The sequence below is a fragment of the Solimicrobium silvestre genome, from assembly GCF_002976435.1.
Classification (GTDB): Bacteria; Pseudomonadota; Gammaproteobacteria; order Burkholderiales; family Burkholderiaceae_D; genus Solimicrobium; species Solimicrobium silvestre.
Genome location: NZ_PUGF01000003.1, coordinates 201144 through 215926 on the forward strand (window position 1 = coordinate 201144; position 14783 = coordinate 215926).

At 49.3% G+C, this 14783-nt stretch carries 12 protein-coding genes; 3 read left to right on the top strand and 9 right to left on the bottom strand.

Going from position 1 to position 14783, the window contains the following annotated elements; translation table 11 throughout:
- Positions 1 to 24 precede the first annotated feature (24 nt).
- From S2091_RS05025 to S2091_RS05050, 6 genes are all read right to left on the bottom strand, one after another.
- Positions 25 to 1287, bottom strand: coding sequence for a phenylacetate--CoA ligase family protein (locus tag S2091_RS05025; protein ID WP_105530707.1), 1263 nt, complete (start codon positions 1285 to 1287; stop codon positions 25 to 27).
- Entirely contained in the window at positions 1284 to 2783 is a 1500-nt protein-coding gene (locus S2091_RS05030; RefSeq protein WP_165794916.1) for an AMP-binding protein, read from the bottom strand. The genes S2091_RS05025 and S2091_RS05030 overlap by 4 nt, the downstream gene beginning before the upstream one ends.
- Positions 2784 to 2799: 16 nt before the next feature.
- Positions 2800 to 4095 (bottom strand): beta-ketoacyl-[acyl-carrier-protein] synthase family protein, encoded by a 1296-nt coding sequence (locus S2091_RS05035; RefSeq protein WP_105530794.1) that lies wholly within the window; start codon positions 4093 to 4095, stop codon positions 2800 to 2802.
- 136 nt (positions 4096 to 4231) lie between these two features.
- Positions 4232 to 5326, bottom strand: coding sequence for a beta-ketoacyl synthase N-terminal-like domain-containing protein (locus S2091_RS05040; RefSeq protein WP_105530709.1), 1095 nt, complete (start codon positions 5324 to 5326; stop codon positions 4232 to 4234).
- 23 nt (positions 5327 to 5349) lie between these two features.
- The gene (locus S2091_RS05045; protein WP_105530710.1) at positions 5350 to 5712 is read right to left on the bottom strand and encodes an acyl carrier protein; all 363 of its coding nucleotides are present in this window, start codon (positions 5710 to 5712) and stop codon (positions 5350 to 5352) included.
- Between the two features lie 65 nt (positions 5713 to 5777).
- Entirely contained in the window at positions 5778 to 6497 is a 720-nt protein-coding gene (locus S2091_RS05050) for an SDR family NAD(P)-dependent oxidoreductase (protein WP_105530711.1), read from the bottom strand.
- 654 nt (positions 6498 to 7151) lie between these two features.
- Here S2091_RS05050 and S2091_RS05055 point away from each other — a divergent pair.
- Positions 7152 to 7457: a hypothetical protein gene (locus tag S2091_RS05055; RefSeq protein WP_105530712.1), complete on the top strand. Its 306-nt coding sequence runs from the start codon at positions 7152 to 7154 to the stop codon at positions 7455 to 7457.
- 681 nt (positions 7458 to 8138) lie between these two features.
- On the opposite strand, the gene S2091_RS05060 is transcribed toward S2091_RS05055, so the two are convergent.
- Positions 8139 to 9134: a hypothetical protein gene (locus tag S2091_RS05060; RefSeq protein ID WP_105530713.1), complete on the bottom strand. Its 996-nt coding sequence runs from the start codon at positions 9132 to 9134 to the stop codon at positions 8139 to 8141.
- 340 nt (positions 9135 to 9474) lie between these two features.
- Between S2091_RS05060 and S2091_RS05065 the strand changes: the two genes are divergently transcribed.
- Positions 9475 to 11076 carry a hypothetical protein gene (locus S2091_RS05065; protein ID WP_133166868.1) on the top strand — a complete coding sequence of 534 codons (1602 nt, stop codon included), beginning with the start codon at positions 9475 to 9477 and terminating at the stop codon, positions 11074 to 11076.
- Positions 11077 to 11177: 101 nt separating this feature from the next.
- Here the strand turns inward: S2091_RS05065 and S2091_RS05070 are convergent, their stop codons facing one another.
- Complete coding sequence (locus S2091_RS05070; protein ID WP_105530715.1) at positions 11178 to 12575, bottom strand: MvaI/BcnI family restriction endonuclease; 1398 nt, start codon at positions 12573 to 12575, stop codon at positions 11178 to 11180.
- A gap of 124 nt (positions 12576 to 12699) precedes the next feature.
- The gene (locus tag S2091_RS05075; RefSeq protein ID WP_105530716.1) at positions 12700 to 13149 is read right to left on the bottom strand and encodes a very short patch repair endonuclease; all 450 of its coding nucleotides are present in this window, start codon (positions 13147 to 13149) and stop codon (positions 12700 to 12702) included.
- A 202-nt stretch (positions 13150 to 13351) separates the two neighbouring features.
- On the opposite strand from S2091_RS05075, the gene dcm reads away from it, so the two are divergent.
- Complete coding sequence (gene dcm / locus S2091_RS05080; RefSeq protein WP_105530795.1) at positions 13352 to 14590, top strand: DNA (cytosine-5-)-methyltransferase; 1239 nt, start codon at positions 13352 to 13354, stop codon at positions 14588 to 14590.
- The last annotated feature ends 193 nt before the right edge of the window (positions 14591 to 14783 follow it).

The window sequence follows — 14783 nt, forward strand, 5'->3', positions numbered from 1 at the left end:
CGTTGTGTAAATTCGTTGTATGAATTAAGTACGGTAGTCGAGGATCTGGCGCTGCTTTTGGCGGCCCGACAGCACGGCCTCTTCCAGCTTCGCGCTGCGCACTTCGACCCGACCGGCGTTCTTCTCGGCCGCTTCGCGCAGCTCCGGCAACGAGGCCACCAGTTGACGGGTCTGAACCAACTCGTCGTCAGACACGCCGTAGACGCGCAGCGTCAGCTCGTCGCGGCCGTCTTCGCCGGTGTACAGCACAACGTCGATCAACGGATCTGCCACGCCAGTGGTTTGCGCCACGGCAGCACGCAAGCTGCGCAGTTCGACCAGGTTGCCCATGAAGTTGAAGTCCAGATTGCTACGCTCGATGTGGCGTATCCAAGCCCCCTCCTCGGTGGTTTCCAGCGTGATGCGGTCGCCCGGCATGTAGCGCACCACCGGAATCGGGTTCGATGGGTCGAGGCAGGTCAACAGCAAACGGCCGTCGGTGTCGGTCTCCAACAGGTACGCGTTCTCACGCACCTTGTGGCTGCCGCTGCCTTCGTCGCCGATGGCGACAAAGCCGACTTCCGAAATGCCGTACAAGCTAATCACACGCACGCCGGGAAACACGCTGCGCAACAGCGCCAGCTTGGTCGAGCCCAGACGTTCGCCGGTGAAGGCGATGCGCTTGATCGGCACCGAGATGCCGGTGCGGCGCACCGCGTGAGCCACTTGCACCAGTGTGCCTGGTGTACCGACCAGCACGTTGGTGCCGATCTGCGCCAGGAAGTTCAGCTGGCTTTCGACGCAACTTTCATCCAGCGTGCCGAGTGGAACGATGCTAGCGCCGCAGGCTTCCAGCACGCGGTTCACGCCGTGGTGAAGGATTGAAAACAGGCCGACCATGAAGCCGTTGGCTACCACATCGCCCGGCTGGAATACGCCGTTCTGGCGCAGGTTGCCAATCAATTCGCGCTGCTCGTCGGTCGGCGCAATGCCTAGACGCGGGGTGCCGGACAGCACCAGCTTGGGTTTGTTAGTGGTACCGCTGGAGCCGCCGATATAAAAGCCGACCGCGCCGTTCTGGGCAAAGGTGGCTTCGGCCAGCGCCGCGTAGGTGGTGCCGTCCATCACCGGCACCAGACGAGTGAAGTCTTCGTAGCTGTTGATTTCCGGTACGCTGTCGGCCGGCTTGCCGCTCAGCGCGTACTGGCGTTGCAATAGTGCGCGCACGGGCACCGGATCAAAACGGGTGTGAGCAGTGGTGCGGACCGCGGACGATGCCGCATTGGTCGGGGTAAGAGTTTGGTTCATGCGAATTCCTTAGCGAGAGTCATGTTGAGTTCCTTGGCGAGAGTCATATTGAGTTGTTTAAAATCGATCTTGCCGCTCTCGGTCCGCGGCAAAGCCGGCACGATGCGGATATCAGAGTGCTTGCCGCCCAACGTGCGCGACACCACCCGGCGCAATTGCGCGCCCAAATCGCTGACAGGCTGCTCAGCTTCGACAAACAAATACAGTTCGTCGACCTTGCCGCGTGCATAGCCGACCCCGGTCACGGTCTGGTATGTCAGCAAGTCATCCGCCAGGGCTCGCAGTGACACGAACTGGCCGTTGACCTTAATGGTGTGGGCAGCACGACCAGCCCACAGGTAAGCGCCGTTGGCGGCGCGGCGGAACAGGTCGCCGCTGGCGATCCATTCCGGCGGCGGCGTGATGCTGCCGTCGTCATTCAAATAGCCCAGCATGGCGTAAGGCGTGCGGTAGGAAAGCACTCCGCAGCCGTCGGCGTCGTCGCTGGGGGCAATGCGCAGTTCCAACGCATCGAAGGCAGGGAAGCCCGGGGCGATGGTTCCGCAGTAAGTCACGCTGTCGAGGTCGTCGATCTGCGACAGATTAATGGCGAACATGCGTGGGCCAGATTCAGTCTGACCAAAGTTATTCCACAACGCCGTTGCATGCGGCAACAAAGTGCGTGCCTGTTGCTGGGTCAGGCGGTCAGAAGCGTTAAGCAGTAGCAAGCGTTGCGGTGCGTAGCCCAGCTGTTGCCAGCGTGTGCTCAAGCCGTCGGCCCAATCACCGATCACCGGCAGCACCGTAATGCCGTGCTCCGCTACCTTAGTCGCCAGCAAACCGGGATGCAGAAAGTCGCAGTATTCAATATGGCCGCCCGTCAACAAGGTGCACAGCGATGTCGAAAGGCCGTACATGAAGTGCACGGGGAAGGTGCACAAAGTACGGTCGCTGGCTTGCAGACCCAAGTATTCGGCCACCATTGCCGCGTTACCGATCAAGCGACTTTCGGCGCACAGTACGCGCTTAGGTTTGCCGGTAGTGCCGGAGGTGTTGAACACCAGACGGCATTCCTGCGCCGGCGGCGGTAACGCTTCAAACGATTCTTCGATGGCGGCTTCTGGCGACAGGTCGAGCAACAGCGCACCATAACTGGCAGCGGCGTCGGGCAGCTTATGGCCGGACGGCGCCACCAGACGAACCACCAGTCCTGGACCAATATCGTCAAGGAAGCGCGGCAAGGTGCGTGGCGACAGCACAGCAGCCAGCAAACCCAGACGCGAAGCGATGCAATAACACAGCAGTGTTTCTAACGGTGTGAAGGCACAGAACACAGTCAGTTGTTGACCAGCGACAGTGCCGGTAGCCAAGCGCAGTGCGTCCTGCGCTGCCTGCTGGACGTTCTGCAGCCGCTGCGCTGCCTGTTCCACAAGTCGGCGCGCGCTTGGCGCATCCAGCTTGACGCCGCGATAAATCGCGGTCCAAGTCGCGTTGTTAAGCAAATCGATGAATCGCATGGCGCGCCCTTTCATTTCAGTTCACCAGACGTGGGTTTTGCAGCACCATCGACGAGGCCAGGCCGCCCATGCCGAACGAGTTCTTCAGCACGTTGCGTACCGGACCGTCGCGGCGTTTGCGCAGCAATGGCAAGATGGCTTCTTCGTCACTCTCACCGAGGTTACGGATAGCTGGCAAGAAGTCGTCGCGGAAGGAGCCGATCACGCCCAGCACTTCCATCGCTCCGGCGCTGGCAATCAAGTGACCATGCTGCGATTTGGTGGCGGCCACGGCGGGAATCTTGAAGCCTTCAAACACTTCAGCGATGGCGCGGCTTTCGTGGTGATCATTCAGCTTGGTCGAAGTGCCGTGTGTATTGATTGCAGAGAATTCGTCCAGCGGAATGCCAGCATCGGCCAGCGCACGCTGCATGCACAAACGCATTTCAGTGTTTTGGGTGTGCGGCGCAACGATGTGTTCGGCAGACAAGCTGGCGCCGTAACCTTTCAAGCGAGCATAGATCTGGCCGCCACGGGCGCGCACTGCGTCTTCGCGTTCGATCACGAACAACACCGAGCCTTCAGCTGGCATGAAGCCGGAACGGCGGCGGTCGAATGGACGCGAACGTTCGGTGCCTTCCAGCGCCGCGTCGGTGCAAACAGCGCCGATCGCTTCCAAGCGGGCGATATTCATCGGCGTCACTTTGGCCGAGACGCCGCCGACGATGGCAGCGTCAATGCGGCCCTCGCGGATTGCGTTGAACGCCATGCCCAGCGCCTGCAACGACGCCGAACACAAGCCGACGTGGGTGCGGGTGTAGCCAGAGAACGGTATCGCTTTATGAATGGTGCGCAACACGGCGGTGGTGTCAATATCAAGCAGCTCGGAGATGCGGAACGACTGCACCGCTTTGTTAATCATTTCGCGGCGGTTGTTGATGTTGTCGCGGCCGGTGCGTTGCACAATGTCGATGCAGCGCTGCGGGTTGATGGCCGGCTCGTCGACGCCGAGCACACAACCGACGCGGTCGGCGGCATAAACGTCGAGCGGATTAAATTCCGCCAGCAAGCTTTGAATAGCGCGCTCGGCATACAGCACTTCGCCAGGGCGGGGGCTGTAACGGTTTTCGCGGTCGGGCCAGTGCATCAAATCATTGGCGATCGGCGGCAGGCCGGCCCATTTTGTGTCGAAGGTATCAGTGCTAAATTTTTCGATTTTGCGGATACCGCTGCGGCCTTCATAGAAGGCGCTGGTCACTTCGTCCAGCGTATCGCCCAGCGGGGTCACCGCGCCGATCGCACTGATGCAGATGGGGGAGTTATCGTAAGCCATAGTATGTAGTTCTCGTTTTAGGGTTGAATACATTTGCGCAGGCATGCAGGTCTCCCTCGGACGACCCCAAAGCCGTCCATGCACTAATGCGGGAGCTGCGCGCCGGCGGCGCGTGTTTATGCTTGTCTATGCTTGTCTATTGCAATACCGGTTTGCCCAGTTTGCGCACCAGCAAATAGCCGATGCCGAAACCGAAGCCCGCCCCGCACAGCAACACCGTGGCACCGACCGGAATACTGTCGTCAGCAAGGGTGGCCGCCAGATCGAGCAGGTTGTTAGCCTTGCCCGTATAACCGAAATAGCGCTTGTAATTACGAGTCGGTATTGGGCCGAACACCTCGTTGCGCGCAGCCGTTTCCGTCTCTTCCAACTGGCGCGAGCCGTTGGCGTAAGTGACGATAAGATCCGGCAAACCGTGGCGTTCGCGGGCGGTGGTGAATAAGGTTTTCCAGGTCTGCACCGTGACAAAAGGTTCAGGCGCAAACAAGGTCTGCACCGCCAGCACTTCCGCGATCGGCGCTGGGCCGTCTTGCGCGTCGGCGCTGTCAACTATCAGCGCGGCAGCGCCGTAGGAAGGATCGACCTGCTGCTGACCGCCGGCTTCATCCAACAAGCCCAGCTTGCCAAACACCACCAACGAATCGAAGCTGCGCATATTGCCCGAAGCGACCACCACTGCACGTTCGCTGATGCCAGCACGCAACGTATGCACCGCATCTTCCAACGCGCACAGGCCGGACAGCGACATGCTCTGGTTCGGATAACCACCGCCCTGAGCACCGAAGCGCTTGGAAACGTGGTAGGTCGAATTGGTCGACAGCATGCGCATCATATTGATCGGATTAGTCAACGATTTCAGCTCACCCAAGCGGTCGATGGCTTCGTCGCCGGCACGGTCGATCAGGCTGCTGATGGCGTTAAAGGTTAGTTCGTTACCGTCGGTACCGGTGAACACGGCGACATTGTTCATCTCGCCCATCCATTCGGTGCCGGTGTGGCGCAGCGCGTCTGCGATGGCGTTCAACACACCAGTCGAGATTTCGTTCAAGATCGAGCGGTCTTCGCGGCCGATTACGGCCAAGCCGTCGGCGTTGAGCCGGATCGCCGGCGTGCTGTAACGATCGGCCGAGGCTGGTGTTACAGCGCCGCTGCCGAGATTAGCGGTCAGTTGCTCCGTATCCTGGCAGCGCTCGCTATTAATGCCGATGGTGCGGATGTACAGTGATGTCATGATATTCCCCTGATGGCGGATGATTACAGTGCGCGCAGGCGGTGTTCAACGTAACCGACCGAGAACAACGCATACAACTCTTCGGTGCCGCCCGAGGCTGGCACGGTGGTGTAGCCATCAAACAAGCGCACTAATTCAGCGCGGCCAGCATCAGTCCAGCTACCGCCAGCGTAGAACACTGGGTTGTTCATCATGACGTTGATTGGCCACAATTGGTCTGGATCGAATTCCTTGTTAGCAGCTGCTTTCAACTCGTAAGCAAAATCGACGAAGTCCAACGACGACATGCCGTATTCCTTAAAGAGTGATTTGCCAGTGTCGATGGCGTTAGCGTCATCCAAGTACAAGACAGAAGCAGCGATTTGTGAGATTTGGTTAGCGTTCATGGTGGTTCCTTAGGTTTAGGTTAAAAGGTTAAAAGTAATGAATGGGTGCAGCAGGGTTAAAAAAGTTAGAAAACCAGTTCGCCGTTGCCCAGCACCAAAGTGGTGCCGGTCGACTTGATATGGCCTTTGACGAATAACAGGACAGTCTCCGCCACCTGGTCCGCCGTCAGAATTTCTCGGGTAGGAATTTCACGAATAATGTCCCGCGCATTGCCACCTGAGAATTTCTGAAACATCGGGGTATCAACGAAGCCTGGCGAGACACACAGTGTGCGCACTTTGAAACGGGCCATCTCTAACGCCAACGTCGCGGTGAAGCGCTCCAACGCAGCCTTGGCACTACCGTAGATGGCGTTGCCAGCTTTCGGACGCTTGGAAGCGATAGAGGTGATGTTGACGATCGAACCGGTGCGACGCTCAGTCATCAGCTTGCCGATGTGGCAGGCGATGGTGACCGGCGCCAGGTAGTTAATGGTGGTGGCCTGCTCCAAACGGGCCCGCACATCGCCCAACGACAAGGAGTCGGCGGCCATGCCAGCGCTGTTGACCAGCACGTCCGGCGCGTTGGCGCTGTCGACGGTAGCCAAGAAGGCTGAAACCGCGTCCAGCGAGGACAAGTTCAACTGAGTGCAGGTGCAGCTGTCGCCATACTGGAGGCGAATCGCTTCCGCACTGTCGGCGTTGCTGTTGTAGGTAAAGTGGACGGAGTAACCAGCTTCGATCAGACCCTTGATGATGGCCTGACCGATTCCTGCGGTTCCGCCGATGACTATGGCTTTTGGCATTTTCTTGCTTCCTTCAATCGTTAAGATTTGAGTGTTTCCGGTTTGCGCACTAGCGCTATACCGTTGGAAGCATTAAACCAAAATCACGTTTCTTACATAACTAGTAAAGCTGATAGGTGGGGGGATAAGTCACAGTCCGGCAACCGCACCGAAACCATGGCTTACGTGCATTGCGCAGGTAGTGTTTGATGTTGCCGGAACGCATAGTTGAGCTGGGAGCCACATCACGTTCCACGAGTGAAAATTTGGGTCAGGGGCTCTTTTTCGCTGTTGCCTAACATTCAAATTAGCGGCTGCAAGCTTGTGACCGAGTTTGTTTTTTGATTGTCAAAATTGTCGACAATAATATTCGTAACGAGCGTGTCTAAATCAATGTCAAAAATGCTTGACGCTATACACCGCATTAACTGATACTTAAGGCTTCCCAGAGAAAAATGGGAACAGGTTTGACAGCCTGCTCTACTTTACTACCCGCATGAACGGCGTGAGCCGTTTTTTTACGTGCGTGTACTGTCGCGTCTCTTCATTGGGCGGCGATAGTAGGAGCCTTCGGGCTGCTGGTTTTGGTAGTAAGTGCCAGTCTGTCAACCTGTTATTTGCCGCCCACCCGTTTAATAGCGGGTGGCGTTCAAACCGAACTGGAAGGACCGCACCATGACCAGCACCGATCAGATACACACGCAACAACGCCCCCCACTAATTACCCACCTCGCCGTCGACACAATTGACGCCTATACCCAGGCTCGTGACATCGTCAGCGATCTTTCGGCCATTTTTGAAGTACTTGATCATCTTGCTCTGGAAGGTCTTTGCACTGACCGAATTTCACGCATATTGTTCCAGGCAGGAATTTGTCACGCGACTGAACGGCTCAAATTCATTGATGAAAGAATTACCGACGCTTATAAAACACTGGATGAACTGAAAGCGGACAGCGGTAACAATTTCAATACCAAATAGTGATGCCGATTCAAGCTTAGATTCACTTAGGTATTGGTTTCCAAAAATGCGCTGTGCCTTGAGCTTGCAGTTGCTTTTACGTGAACTTTGCTTTTTATTTTGGCGTAGCTAACTGGATGGATTGATGCATCAAACAGATTAAATAAATGAATGTTTGAATCGGGTTGATGCATCACCCATTAGCATCCGGTACCTGTGAAGATTCAGAATGCCACAAACATGGAAAATCTTGGGCGAACAAAAAACCCGCTTAAGCACAAGGTGGATAGGTGGGATAGGTGGACTTTTATAAGCCTTTATAAAGCGCACGATATATAGGTTTTTATTCTCATAAAAATTCATATGGACATAAAATATGGCCCATTAATTTTCAAACTTTTTATTGCAATAATTGACACCAAATTATTGCAATTTTACCTCAACAAAATTACCATTTTTTTGTTTGAAAGGGCATAAAAACAACTGAAATTAATGAGAGCCGTAAAATATCGCGTAGATATGTTTACATACTTTCACCATTGGACTAAGTCACACACATTCCGTCCCGTGTCCCTCCAACAGAGAAGGCTCTTGAGGTGGACTGTGAGCGACTCTTTTATTTGTTTCGCCTAACTGCTTGCTCTTATGATCTGGCGCATCTGCACAGGAACGGACGACTTACTCCACCTCTGTCACGAACGCCTATTTTTTTGAAAAGTTTCGAATATCCAGTAACCCCTTTCGTGGTCGCGAAAATACATCGCCATCATCTGCAGGTCGTTCTTCGATTTTTATCGGGCCCTTTGCCCAAGGTGTACCATCGGAGTCTGGCAAATGGTAGATATAGTGCGGTTGAAAATCGCACTGACCAACCCGAAGGTCAAATACGTCATACCCTAACATTAAACTCCTATAGTCTCCGTGGTTCCAATCAGCAGGCAAATCATCGCTGCGATAGGATTTGTCCCAAAATTTTGTGGTCGCGAGTTGGGCTCCAAATGCTCCAATTCTACAAACCTGCAATTGACCACCGTATGGCCTGTCTTTTGAATTGTCCCTGACAAATAGTTCAACTTGCCTAGCAACTAGATCCTCGGCATCACAACTAGCATCTTCATCGCGCGACACTGACAGTACTTGGTTCTGAATACGCTCATATAGATTATCATCCGTAGGGCCGGATGCTATTGTAAGAGACGTACTAGGGACGTCAATTTCAGTGAAATACTTCCCGGATACACACTTTAGCGTTATTTGTCTAAGCACTACTTCCTGCTTAGACTGATCATAACCACCTACCAATAACCTCAAGTTAGTTGCTTGATGCCTATTGTTTGAGTATTCGGTAATGCTTACCTTGAGCGCTTCAGCGACAAATGACACAATTTGCTCTATTGAGGGTAACGTTTCACCAACAAGATGTCGCAACACATGTGCAGAAAAATTCAAAACACTCAATGCGACCAACGCTGACGCTCCCGCATAGCCAATTGCAACATCCGTGGTTAACGTTCGACGATCTGTGGTGACAACCTTAACCTCTTGAACGGCAATTTTCGGAGCAGTATCAATTATTAAATTAGCGCCTGCTTGGTCGCTAATTCTCCCATCGGCGAAGAGCATCACATCACACTCTCGTTGAAATACATGGGTATCTAGTATGCTCGATGAAAAAGAAAAACTCGCCAAAATTGTCATCACTCTCCCCTAAGAATTGATATAGCCATTGAACTCTTCAATATTTTTGGATTCTTGCGCAAAACGATCAATGCGTGCTTAGCGCCCGGCAACGCAATTTACTTAAAACGATTTCATTATTCGTTATTAGCCGTTGTATGAGGTCACGTCACTCAAATTTTTGTCGACCAGAATCTACTACCAATCGCGAAATACTTGCTGCAACCACTAAGGTGTCTAATATTCCTACATTTATTAATATGTTGAAATAGAACTATATGTCATTCAACCATTAATGTTACTGTGATAATCTTGCACTTTATTAATTTCACCATACAGTGTTTATCCTCTAAGGAATGCAATGACATTTGAAGCGTTAGCCTACTTCCATGATTTCAATGTTTCTGACTTTCCTCAGGAATGGCTACCCCTTACTTATTTGTATGATCCAGACCTCCCGCTTTTCCCAATTTTATATTTTCATGAACTTGATCCAACTCTTGATGCCACACAAAGACCCGGAGAAAGGGACAGGATATTCGGATTTGTACATAGCATTGCTTATGATCGTTCATTAGGGGTACTTCGCGTAACCCTTGCGTCAAGTAAAGATCTTTCGTTGCATGTAAATTCAAGATTTGTCGATATTGCTAAGATGGCAGCTCGGTCAAGGTTAGGGCTTGATAATCCTGTAGTGTTAAACGATATTACGGGTGCATTAACGAATTCATTGGTCGCTGCCAACGCTTTATTGCGGGAATTATGGATTCAAATTGTTGCAAGCTCATTTGGCGGAAAACTTCCGTTTGGAAAGTGCTGGGATGCAATATTTGGTTTAGCGAGATATATTGCAAGCTGGAACTCAGAGGGTGGACGTAAGGGCGAATTGATCCAACTACACGCTTATGTTGCTGCATTCGGTGAAAGAATTCAAACGGGTGGTGGTATACATGCAGATTTCTATTTATTACCAACTTGGAGCGAATTTCGTGATAATTCGAACCCTCTTGCGTTGTTTTCCAAATACTCATCATTAGTGGGACCGAGTGGTGCAACTGTTTTTTTCTCCAATGCTTTTACAAATATTGTTAATCTCGGAAGCTCCTCCTACTCTCGCTTTGAACTCAATAACGTAAGAATTTCAACTGGCAACAATTTTCGAAATTTAAATACCGATGCTCTGGTTGCATTGATAGAACAAGCACCGCGAGGTAGGGTTAGAACCGCCCTATACGATAATTATTCTGCATTTAATAGAGGACCTGGTCGAGCAATCCTTTCATTATTGATGCATCATGATCTGCGGACGGGTAAATGGAATCCAGAAAAATTGACTCAACAAGATTGCATTTCCCAATATACCGGACTTTCGAGCAGTTATCAGAGCCCCAAAGTGATGCAACTTTATGCCCAGCAGTGTTTTGGCTCCCTACCCGCACTTCCAATTGATAATTGGGTAAAAACATTTCTAAGTGCCCCTATTGGTCTTTCTGTAGCACCTAGAAATTTTCACGCCACTATTTTTGCTAGCAGCACCGTTTGGGGGAAAGTAGAACGGTTGATCTGGATGGCAGCACAAGCACGCAAAGTCCACTCTTCAGTTGCTGAAAATATTTTATGGTGCGTTCGGTACGGCGGCCCTGCTAAAGAAATGCGCTCTGCAAATCCACTAAGCTGTAAGGTGTGTGATACGCATATTCGAGCTGCCTGTCCATCATATGCATCAATACAGAATATGAATATTACATTCAACTTAGTAAGTGCGCCGCCAAATGGTTTCAACGTTCGGACAAGCTCTGGAGATAATTTAAATCAAAATCAAACATTTACTGCCAGCGAAGGACTCAATGCCTATGATGAATATACAACAAAGGATCGACCAAGCCAATTTGCAGCATATCCATCACCTAATCATGCTGGAGGTGCGGCGATGACTGTCTCAAACTTCATAAATACATACTGACTTATTTATTGTTTATCACAGGGCAGTGGGGACAGGTTTGGCATTCGTAAATTTATTTTGCAAACTTTGAAAAACTTGATCTATGAATGACATTGCTCAGGTTATTCACATAAATCAATTAGTTCGAATTTTTTATAAAGGGCACCTATATCCTTGTGATTAACTCTGAACTGACTTCTGCGTTTAAGCTTGGGGGAATTACCAGTCGCCATTTCCAGCTTTATGCCTGGATCATAATAGACATCACCTTTATGCATAGCAACCAGAAATTTTTCAAAATTGGTGCCCTCCCCTAATTCGATATCTTTGCCGTAAGAATATTGAAACGTACCGGAATCAGATCTTCTCAAACAGGGGATATAAACTGCCTGCGAATGTTTACGTTTCCAGTGATCCATCAGTTTCGCAAAACTCCAGCTCGCGCTCACATTACCGGCTTTGTCTAACAACGCGATGACACCATTTGCATCCGTAATCTTCGATAGCGCCGGATCGTAACCATTAAGATGCAAAGTTAGTCCAGTAAGATTCTGATATTGATCAACAATATGTTTTCCGCCAAAGTTTATTCTGTCTTCCTTGCCACTTTTATCCGGATATCCAAAGGTGCGAACAAATTCCATAGCGCCATGTTCCGTATAAAAGCCACCATTCGGTTCAGGTGTCATGAGTGTCGTCGGTTTTGATCCGGTTCGCGGGAATTTTGTGACGCCGAATTGTTTTACTTCCCAACCTAAGTAATCGGGTTCTGCAATGCCGTTTGGAGATATTCCAAGCAAAGCTTCAAGAGTGTATCCACCTCCGTTAGCTGCCTTATACGACTCCATCACCATTTCTGAACTTAACTTCTGACTTGCGACCCATCCCATATTGTGAATTTCAAGCAATTTAGTTTTTAGTGCTTCTTTTGTGGATTTTATTGTTGCAATGTGACTGGTATTCAGTTGCCAGAATATTGTGCTTATCTTGATGTAGTTTGCATTTGCGAGTTCCTTTGAAAGATCACTTTCAGGCGTTGCAAGATAGGCGTAAATCGAATTATCTTTAGAGACGCCTAAAAGCAACCATCTTCCCTCACTTCTTCCCTGTTTTTCGGGTGCCATCCATTTACTGATGTCTGCTTTGGAACCACTTAGAAATCCAGAAAACCTGACTTCTGGATATTGAGGGTAATAAATGAGTTTGGAATTCGGCGCTGCATACGTTTTGCCTTCAGCATCCACCCAGGATAATTTCAAATTAGTTTGATATTTGATTTTTCTTTTTGGATCTAACGTTTTTTGGGATTCAGAATTTGATGCGATCATTTCGCCTGTCGGCAAAAATGACAAATCCGTCAGATGGCTGCCAAAGAAAGGTTGATTTTTGCTGTTATCGTTCGAGGCTAATTTCTTAACATAGATATTTACAACGCCTAAATCATGAAATATTCGCGTGATATTTGACATCGTGATTTGTTTGGAAGATTGAGTGTCATACGTTCCCTGAACTGCTGCCATTAAAACTACCTTTCACAATTTTACTAAAATTATCTTCAGCGAAAAACCAACTCGTAATATTATCAAGAATTTCTTCTGTAGTTTTAATTTATTACGCAATTTTGAAATCAACATTTTTTATCGTTTAAGGTAATTCAAAACCTAGAGATTTTGGGTCATTAAGCCATTCAACAAATTCACTAATGAGCGCATTTAGCTTTTGATTACCGCATCCTTTTATTCCACATTCCCAGATCACAGCAATTCTCCACCCTGCGTCTGATAATTTTTTATAGATGAGTACGTCACGACTCATATTGGCTGAAATTTTAGAAAGCCAAAATTCTGTTCGTGTTTTGGGTGTTTTCGAAAGATGGCAGCGATGACCATGCCAGAAACAGCCATTCACAAATACGACCGTTTTAAATTTTGGCAAAACAATATCCGGCGTACCGGGCAGCGTTTTTACGTGAAGACGAAAACGCAGACCTCTTGCGTGCAAAGCCTGTCGAATAATGATTTCTGGCTTGGTATCCTTATTCTTAATGGCCCGCATATTTTTTGACCGGATAGCGGCGCTATGTACGTCAGACATATTCGTTAAAATGAACTGAAAGAGTTTAAATTGTGACAGGCATTAAATACAGACACATTGGTATTCAAATTAAAATACTGTTTTTATATACAGTAAATTTTACTTGACGGTTAATAATATAGGACGTATTGTCCTGCCTTATTCCCTTTTTATCGATATTTATATGGATTATGTCTTAGAAACGTCTGACCATGATGAAGCTATGTCCTACCTAGCCTTAGCGCGCGCGAAATTTACTCAGACCGAAATCGCCAGACACCTCAAGGTCGATTCCCGCACAGTACGTCGCTGGGAAGCCCGCCAGTCTTCACCCCAGCCATACATAACGGCGGCATTGAAGCAATTAATGTTACCTATTCACAGAATACCTGAACCTTCTGACGAATTTAAATTTATCGATTTATTTGCGGGCGTAGGTGGAATCCGTCACGGATTTCAGGCTGTCGGAGGGCAATGTGTATTCACCAGCGAGTGGAATACTTATGCGCAAAAAACGTATGAAACCAATTATCCTGATGAACACAAAATAGATGGCGATATCACTTTAATCGATGAAGAGGACGTACCAGATCACGACGTTCTATTAGCGGGTTTTCCGTGCCAGCCATTTTCGATTGCGGGCGTATCAAAAAAAAATTCACTAGGAAGATCACACGGTTTTGCTGATGAGACACAGGGAACACTTTTCTTCGATGTTGCACGAATCATTGCAGCAAAACGTCCACGCGCTTTTCTTTTGGAAAACGTAAAAAATTTACTATCGCATGACAAGGGACGCACATTCGATGTTATTAAACGGACGTTGAGCGAAGAGTTGGGCTACCACATTCACTACAAAGTCATTGATGGTGCGCATTATGTTCCACAGCATCGTGAGCGCATTATTATTGTCGGCTTTAGGGAACCGGTTGCATTTGATTGGAACATGTTGAATTTGCCTGAGAAAAACCAAATTAAGCTACAAAGCATCTTACACAAAACGGATGGAAGTGAACCCGTTCTGGCATGGGATGAAAATAAATATTTTGATCATCAACAACGGTGTGTTCCCGCAAAATATACCTTAACCGATAATTTATGGACTTACCTGCAAAACTACGCAGCTAAGCATAGAGAAAAGGGAAATGGATTTGGGTATGGGATGGCATATCCAGATTCAATTACACGAACACTCTCTGCTCGTTACCACAAAGACGGTTCAGAAATTTTGGTTTATCAGGGTGAGAAAAAAAATCCGCGTCGTTTAACGCCGCGGGAGTGTGCTCGTTTGATGGGCTATCCCGATACGTTCCTTATCCCCGTATCTGATACCCGGGCATATCAACAATTTGGTAATTCTGTTGTCGTTAATGTGATATCTGAAATAGCTAGGATCATGAAACCCTTTATCTGTGAAAATGAAATGCAATATCCGGAGTTTCCTGAATTAATCGCTAATTAAGTAATCAACTTGTATCAGTCGCGTGTAGCAACATCATTTAATCGCTTTAAGCCTTTGTAATAAGGCCCGCACAATTCTCTCCATGCCGTGGAGAGAGTTGACGACAATTAATCAAACTTTGCAGCGAAAATCTCTTGCCGTTTCCGGTACTGAGTTTTTGCGATAATTGTTGCAATGCTTGTTCCCCGCCCGA

Bases quoted from the DNA above. Each gene is read 5' to 3' on its own strand.
- S2091_RS05025 (WP_105530707.1), bottom strand. From the start codon at position 1,287: ATGAACCAAACTCTTACCCCGACCAATGCGGCATCGTCCGCGGTCCGC.
- S2091_RS05030 (WP_165794916.1), bottom strand. From the start codon at position 2,783: ATGCGATTCATCGATTTGCTTAACAACGCGACTTGGACCGCGATTTAT.
- S2091_RS05035 (WP_105530794.1), bottom strand. From the start codon at position 4,095: ATGGCTTACGATAACTCCCCCATCTGCATCAGTGCGATCGGCGCGGTG.
- S2091_RS05040 (WP_105530709.1), bottom strand. From the start codon at position 5,326: ATGACATCACTGTACATCCGCACCATCGGCATTAATAGCGAGCGCTGC.
- S2091_RS05045 (WP_105530710.1), bottom strand. From the start codon at position 5,712: ATGAACGCTAACCAAATCTCACAAATCGCTGCTTCTGTCTTGTACTTG.
- S2091_RS05050 (WP_105530711.1), bottom strand. From the start codon at position 6,497: ATGCCAAAAGCCATAGTCATCGGCGGAACCGCAGGAATCGGTCAGGCC.
- S2091_RS05055 (WP_105530712.1), top strand. From the start codon at position 7,152: ATGACCAGCACCGATCAGATACACACGCAACAACGCCCCCCACTAATT.
- S2091_RS05060 (WP_105530713.1), bottom strand. From the start codon at position 9,134: ATGACAATTTTGGCGAGTTTTTCTTTTTCATCGAGCATACTAGATACC.
- S2091_RS05065 (WP_133166868.1), top strand. From the start codon at position 9,475: ATGACATTTGAAGCGTTAGCCTACTTCCATGATTTCAATGTTTCTGAC.
- S2091_RS05070 (WP_105530715.1), bottom strand. From the start codon at position 12,575: ATGGCAGCAGTTCAGGGAACGTATGACACTCAATCTTCCAAACAAATC.
- S2091_RS05075 (WP_105530716.1), bottom strand. From the start codon at position 13,149: ATGTCTGACGTACATAGCGCCGCTATCCGGTCAAAAAATATGCGGGCC.
- dcm (WP_105530795.1), top strand. From the start codon at position 13,352: ATGTCCTACCTAGCCTTAGCGCGCGCGAAATTTACTCAGACCGAAATC.